This is a genomic window from Thermogutta sp. (assembly GCF_014359955.1).
Classification (GTDB): domain Bacteria; phylum Planctomycetota; class Planctomycetia; order Pirellulales; family Thermoguttaceae; genus Thermogutta.
This window is the reverse complement of sequence record NZ_JACIYL010000202.1, coordinates 1-6,312: the sequence shown is the minus strand read 5'-3', so window position 1 is coordinate 6,312 and position 6,312 is coordinate 1. Positions and strand designations below refer to the sequence as shown.

The following is a 6,312-nucleotide window of genomic DNA, read 5'->3' as shown; positions in this document are numbered from 1 at the left end:
GTTCTTTTTGCAATTCGATGCCGTTTTCTTTCAAATGGGCCTCAATGGCATTCAGAGTGGCCACGCAGTCTTCGTTGACATGAAGCGGTTCCAGGGCGGCCACCAGTTCCTCATGACCGGCCTGATGCCCGAGCAGATAAGAAATGTTGGCCAGATGGGTGAAAGCCGTGGAGATATGCGTCTCCTCGACATCCGCGTTGAGCATGTCCTGACGGCCTGCTTTCACTGCCTCCACAAAATTGGCGAAATGATCTCCGCCGGAACTTGGAAGTTTCTCCCTGGGATTTCCCGCTCGATCGTAGAGCACCACGTTGGCGCCCAGGTCACATGCGATGTAACCTTCTTCTCCCGCGATGAGCACCGCCCCATTGAGGAACGGCTTGTCTGTTTTGTGGTTGCGGACTTCCTGGACGAGGGTCAATCCGTTCCCCAAATCGTGGACGGCCACCTGGGTATTGGGGGTTTCTCCGGCGTCGTGGAAGCCGAGTCGCCCGCCGTAACTGACGACCCACCGCCCGAGAGTGTGAAACGGCACGAGGATCCTCGCCGTGTCCACGCAGTGGATGCAGTTATTTCCGATTTCGCCATTGCCGTAGTTCCAGAACCAGTGCCAGTCATAATGGAAGGATCTGCGGGTGACTTTGGCCATCGGTGCCGGTCCAGCCCAGAGGTTGTAATCCACGCCCGGCGGAATGGGGTAATCGCCCGGAGGTCCAATCGGATTCCGCGGCCGATACATGACACATCTGATGAGGGTCACCTTGCCGATTTTCCCGGCTTTGATGGCCTCAGCCGCCGCCCGATAACGTCCCTCGGATCGCCGCTGGGTTCCTCCCTGGCACAGTTTCTGATATTTCCGCGCCGCCTGAACGATGCGGCGTCCCTCGCTGATATTGTGGCTGACGGGTTTCTCCACATAGACATGTTTGCCCGCCTGAATCGCCCAGATGGAGGCCAGGGCATGCCAGTGATTGGGCGTGGCGATGGAAACGATGTCCACGGCTGGATCGGCCATGACCTCACGGAGGTCCTGGACAAATTTCGGGCGATAGCCAAATCGGCTGGCAAACCGCTCGAGATACGCGTGTCCGACGTCCCGATCGGCATCGCACAGGTAGAGGACGTGGCAGTCCGATCGGGAGGCGTACGCGGCGGCATGATCCTGGCCCCGACCTCGCACCCCTAAAACGGCGACCTGAAGCTTGTCGTTGGGTCCAGCCTTGGCCGCTGTTTGGGATGCCGGAGCCTCACTTCCCCGAAGGGACACCGCCGGAAGGACTCCCGCTGCCAGCGAAGCCAGAATGCTTTCCTGAATAAACGCGCGACGACTCAGGGGGATGCGGTCGGAATTCATATCGTGGTCTCCTCGTTTTTGCATAAAATGGGCGGATTGACTTCGGCCGCCTTGTCGTGTTTCCCCTACCCCAAACGCCCGGTCCTCCGTCGCTAACAGCGCGGGCGATTAGGGGACATCAGCCGCCGCCATTATATCACGCCGCGGCAGGGTGTCCTATCATCAAGATAAGCCATCGCGATTTCCGTCCCAGTGACGCCGAGTTGAGGGCTCCGCCTTGAACGCACTCGATACCGTCATCCAAATCTGGTGGTTCGTCATCGGCGCCGTGGTGGGGAGTTTTCTCAACGTCGTCATCCACCGGCTGCCGCGAGGTGAAAGTCTGGTCTGGCCAGGCTCACACTGTCCCCACTGCGGGCATCCCATCCGCTGGTTCGACAATCTTCCCGTCCTCAGTTGGCTCATTTTACGCGGCCGATGCCGCGATTGTGGTGCTCCCATCTCGGTGCGCTACCCGCTTGTGGAGGCCATCTCCAGCGTGATTGTGGGCTCCACAGCGCAGGTGGTCAGTACGGGACACTGGGGCCAGTGGTTGGGTGGGATTGCCGTGATGGATCATGCGGCCACGGCCGTGCTGTTGCAGGTGCTTTCTCTGGCGGCGTTCCTGCTGACCGTTTTCGTGGTGGCGGCCATCTCCTGGGACGGCCAACCCGTTCCCCTTGTTGTGTGGACGCCCTGTATCGGCATCACGGTCCTGGCGAATGGACTCATGTCGCTATGGCCTGTCGAGCGTCATGTTCCCATTTTGAGTGATAGTCCGCTCGGACCTGCGTTTTGGGCCGATTTGATCGTCGGAATCGCTCTCGGATGGGCGGCGGATATTGTCAGTCATCGAGCGCTGAAGCGGCTCAATCGCGCAGGCCGCCCCGATGTTCATTCATGGGATTGGACCTTCGCCACAGGGATGGCAGCCCTCGTCTGGCCTGCACCGGTGGGGATTATTTTGGGAGTTGTGGCGCTCGTTTTACAGGGCTGGGCATCTTCGCGGAAATTCCGAGGGAGCCGCAAAAGGGCTTTTTCGGAAGTCGAACAGGCACGGCGCCTTCGGGGGGGCGTTCTGGCTCTCTGGGGACTGGCCAACTGGGGCCTTCTATTTCTCGTATAGAAGACAGGCACCTGGCAGGTCGGGCCTTCCCGAACAACCGGAATAAACCGCGTGTCCCCGTTTCGGAGAGACCACGTTCCTGATGGATTGACCTTGGAGAAATTCCAGCTTCTGGGTAATCTGCAAGAGTCGGGAGATCGCCACGAGATAAACAAAACCGTCGTTTTTTCCTTTTTAACGACTGAGGCACGACATGGACCCCCAGGAACGGCAAGCCGCCATCGAACGGATCCTGAAGTCTCCCAGCTATCGGCTGGCCTACCAGGATTTGGAGTTTCTTGCCGATCCCAAGCTCCGACCCAACCGGATGGAATTGGAGTTGCTTAAACCGGAACTGGCCTTTGAGCGGGAAAAAATCAATTCGACGGTCGTGGTCTTTGGAAGCACCCGCATCGTGGATGAGCCGGAAGCCCGCCGTTTGCTGGAGGAAGCCGAGGCCGCGCTCCGCGCCGATCCGGACAATCCCAAGCTCAAGCGGGCGGTTTCCCGGGCACAGAGGCTTCTTGCCAAGAGCCGGTATTACGATCTTGCCCGACAGTTCGCCTATCTCGTCTCACAATCCTGCAAACAGGATGGGCAGTGCGACTACGTGATCTGCACCGGGGGAGGTCCTGGGATTATGGAGGCCGCCAATCGCGGCGCTTACGAAGCGGGGGCGAAATCGATCGGGCTTAACATCCGGTTGCCACTGGAGCAGATTCCGAATCCCTACATCACGCCCGAGCTCTGTTTCCAATTCCGTTATTTTGCTCTGCGGAAATTCCACTTCCTGCTGCGAGCCAAGGCCCTCGTAGTGTTCCCCGGCGGTTTTGGCACCCTGGATGAACTGACCGACGCCCTCACACTTCGGCAGACAGGCAGGATGCAGCCCATTCCCATCATCATCTTTGGGCGGGAGTACTGGGAACGCGTGATCGATTTTCAGTTTCTCGCCGATGAGGGCGTCATCGACGATGAAGACCTCAATCTTTTCGAGTTCGCTGAGACGGCCGAAGAGGCCTGGGACAAGATCTGCCGCTTCCACCATCTTACGGCCCTGCACGCCGTTCCTGTCCACTGGGAAAACGGCGGCGGGATTGCCCATTAGACTCGCTGGCACTACTCCCGCCACTTGGGCGGTTTGAGCCTGCTTGCGGACGCTCCGCGCCCCTCGTGCTTGCTTTTCTTCTCAAAACCCCATAGGGTTATAGGTGCCTGGGCAGATTTCGGACTCCCGGGTGAAGCGGGAGTGTGTTCGTTTCATGGTTTGGTGCGATTCGGCGGAAAGGCTGGTCGGTATGTGCAAGCGCGGATGGTTGAACGTGTGTGTGTTGGGGGGATGCGCCCTGACGGTGGGAATTCTGGCGGGAATAGGCGCCTTCGCTGCACGGGCGGAATCGGGCACTTCGCCCGGTCCAGCAGCCCCTGCAACTGAGGCCGCCCCACCGCAGGGTTCCCAGGACATCACAGTCCCCGAAGGAACGCCTGAGCAACTGTTTCAGTTTATCGAGAAACTGAGCAAGGAACTGGGGCCGCCGGACACGCAGGGGCTGATGGTGTTTCGGCAGAAGCAGGCCCAGGCTATCATGACGGCCGCCGACAAAATCATCGCTCAGGCCGGGACGGATGCTTCCACGATCGATAAGGCTCTTCACTGGAAATTTCAGGCGCTCCTGCAACTGTTGCGGATGCGGGATCCCGAAGCTCGAAAGCTGGTTCCGGAGATGGGCAAGCAGCTTGTCTCTCTGGCCAACCGTGTTCTCGAGGGCAAACTGCCCCTCAAGGCAGAGGATGTGCAGGCGGCCGCCCAGTGGGCCCTGATGGGTCCTCGACTTGGCGGTCCGGACCTTTTGGCCGACGTCGCCAAGATCCCCCACAAAATTGAACAACTCGGCTTCAAAGATGTCGCGACGAGGGCACGGGGCGGACTTCTGGCCCTGAGGCTCCAGATGCACTCCCCTGACGAAAAGGCCGCTCTGGCTGGTGAAGTCAAGAAGTATCTCGACGAGATGCTCAATTTGCTTGCCCAGAAAGCCAGCCCCGACGAAGCGGATATTGCCGTGCTCATGCAGATCCTTTCTCCGCTGGAATATGCCGAACTCGACTTCCCGGCTGGGCAGTACTACCAGAAGTTCGGTGAACTGCTGGCGAAAAACAGTAACCCCGCCATCGCCGAGGCAGGAGAGCAGCTTCAGGGCGCTGGTCGGCGACTCGAGCTGCCCGGCAAAAAAATGGAGCTGGCGGGCAAAACGACAGACGGCAAAGATTTTAACTGGGCCCAGTACCGCGGAAAAATCGTGCTGGTGGATTTCTTTGCCACGTGGTGCGGCCCCTGTCGCGCGGAAATGCCGAACATTAAGGCAAATTACGAACGCTACCACGACAAGGGCTTCGATGTGGTGGGAATAAGCATCGACGATGACCGATCAGCCCTCGACAAATATATCGAGAGCGAAAAAATCCCCTGGACCATCATTCATGTTCAGGACCCCAATGCCAAAGGCCCCGCCGATCCCGCCCGGTATTACGGCATCCTCGCCGTGCCGACCACGATGCTGGTCGGAAAAGACGGAACGGTCCTCGCCATGGATGTCCGTGGAGAAGAGTTGGGCAAGAAGCTGGAGGAACTGCTCGGGCCGGCCGACGCCAAGCCCACTGCCCCTGCGTCCGAGTCGAAAGCCTCCACAACCAAAACTCCGTGAGGCGTCTCCCTGCGTCTCCGAGTCACCATCAAGAGAAGCAGGTTTCGACCCATCCGTTCAGGGGGTGGGTCCCGCACGCTCCGCGGCGTGACGTTCCAGCCGGGGCGCCCACGCCCTCCAGATCGGACGTGCGATGACAGCATAAGCCCGCTAACGCAACCAGCGACGAGAGTCACGCGACGGGCACGGCTCCCGTGGGCGTGAGCATTTCCATCTTCACCAGCGGCAAATCGAACTTGGGATTCTGAGACAGGTAACGCACTGGGTTATTGTAGAACACCTCCAGCGCTTCCTCCAAGCCATAGCCGCGCCGGCGAAACTCGAAGATGCACTCGTGAAGTGTGGCCGGATCGCTCGGACCCCAATCCGCAGAGGAATTAATGAGCGTTCGCTCCCAACCGTAACGCTCGAGCATGTCCACGGCACGCTTGGGAGAACACTTGGTGATTGGGTAGAGCGTAAACCCCACCCAGTAGCCCGCATCTTTCACCATTTTGATCGTGTGCTCTTCCACATGATCAATCCAGACCCGACTGGGGTCGATGGAAAAGCCTTTCAGAACTTCCAGAATTCTTTTCGTCCCGTAGTATTTATCTTCCAGATGGGGCGTATGAACGAGGAGCAATTGATCGTACCGGAGGGCCAGCTCAATTTGCGCCTCAAAAACTTCGCACTCATTCTTGGTGGACTTGTGCAATCCCGTCTCACCCACGCCCAGCACCGTCGGTTTGCGGAAGAACTCCGGCATCTGGGAAAGCACAGCGTGACTGATTTCCAGGTTCTCGGCTTCCTTTGGATTCACCGCCACCCAGCAGAAATGGCGAATGCCGTACTGGGCCGCTCGGGTGGGTTCAAACTCACTGATCTGTCGGAAATAGTCCAAAAACGTCTCGGGATAACGACGATCAAATCCCGCCCAGAAGGCCGGCTCGGCCACGGCTACCACCCCCGCAGCAGCCATTCGCTCGTAATCCTGGGTGGTTCTCGCGATAGCGTGGTAATGCGGTTGAATGATCAGCATAATTGGCACACCCTTACAAAATTTTTCCGACGAACGTTTGTCACTCTCCAGGATCGTTTGTGTGCGTCACTCTGGCCAGACTTTTCCCTTTTCCAAGCGCGTCTGCTGCCTGTGCTGGAAGGGCCTCTGCCATCGGGCCCTTAATCCCTAT

5 protein-coding genes are annotated in these 6,312 nt (G+C 58.7%); 3 read left to right on the top strand and 2 right to left on the bottom strand.

Features of this window, described 5'->3' with window-relative positions; translation table 11 throughout:
- On the bottom strand, positions 1-1,354 hold a 1,354-nt coding region (locus tag H5U08_RS08140; RefSeq protein ID WP_297032020.1), incomplete at its 3' end, for a Gfo/Idh/MocA family oxidoreductase.
- Between the two features lie 217 nt (positions 1,355-1,571).
- Here H5U08_RS08140 and H5U08_RS08135 point away from each other — a divergent pair.
- The 3 genes from H5U08_RS08135 to H5U08_RS08125 all read left to right on the top strand — a co-directional run bounded on the left by H5U08_RS08135 (position 1,572) and on the right by H5U08_RS08125 (position 5,140).
- Positions 1,572-2,459, top strand: a complete 888-nt coding sequence (locus H5U08_RS08135) for an A24 family peptidase (RefSeq protein WP_297032018.1) — start codon at positions 1,572-1,574, stop codon at positions 2,457-2,459.
- A gap of 193 nt (positions 2,460-2,652) precedes the next feature.
- A complete protein-coding gene (locus H5U08_RS08130; RefSeq protein WP_297032015.1) occupies positions 2,653-3,546 on the top strand; it encodes an LOG family protein in 894 nt (297 codons plus the stop codon).
- Between the two features lie 154 nt (positions 3,547-3,700).
- The gene (locus H5U08_RS08125; RefSeq protein ID WP_297032013.1) at positions 3,701-5,140 is read left to right on the top strand and encodes a TlpA disulfide reductase family protein; all 1,440 of its coding nucleotides are present in this window, start codon (positions 3,701-3,703) and stop codon (positions 5,138-5,140) included.
- 172 nt (positions 5,141-5,312) lie between these two features.
- On the opposite strand, the gene H5U08_RS08120 is transcribed toward H5U08_RS08125, so the two are convergent.
- Positions 5,313-6,161 carry a TatD family hydrolase gene (locus tag H5U08_RS08120; protein ID WP_297032011.1) on the bottom strand — a complete coding sequence of 283 codons (849 nt, stop codon included), beginning with the start codon at positions 6,159-6,161 and terminating at the stop codon, positions 5,313-5,315.
- Between the last annotated feature and the right edge of the window lie 151 nt (positions 6,162-6,312).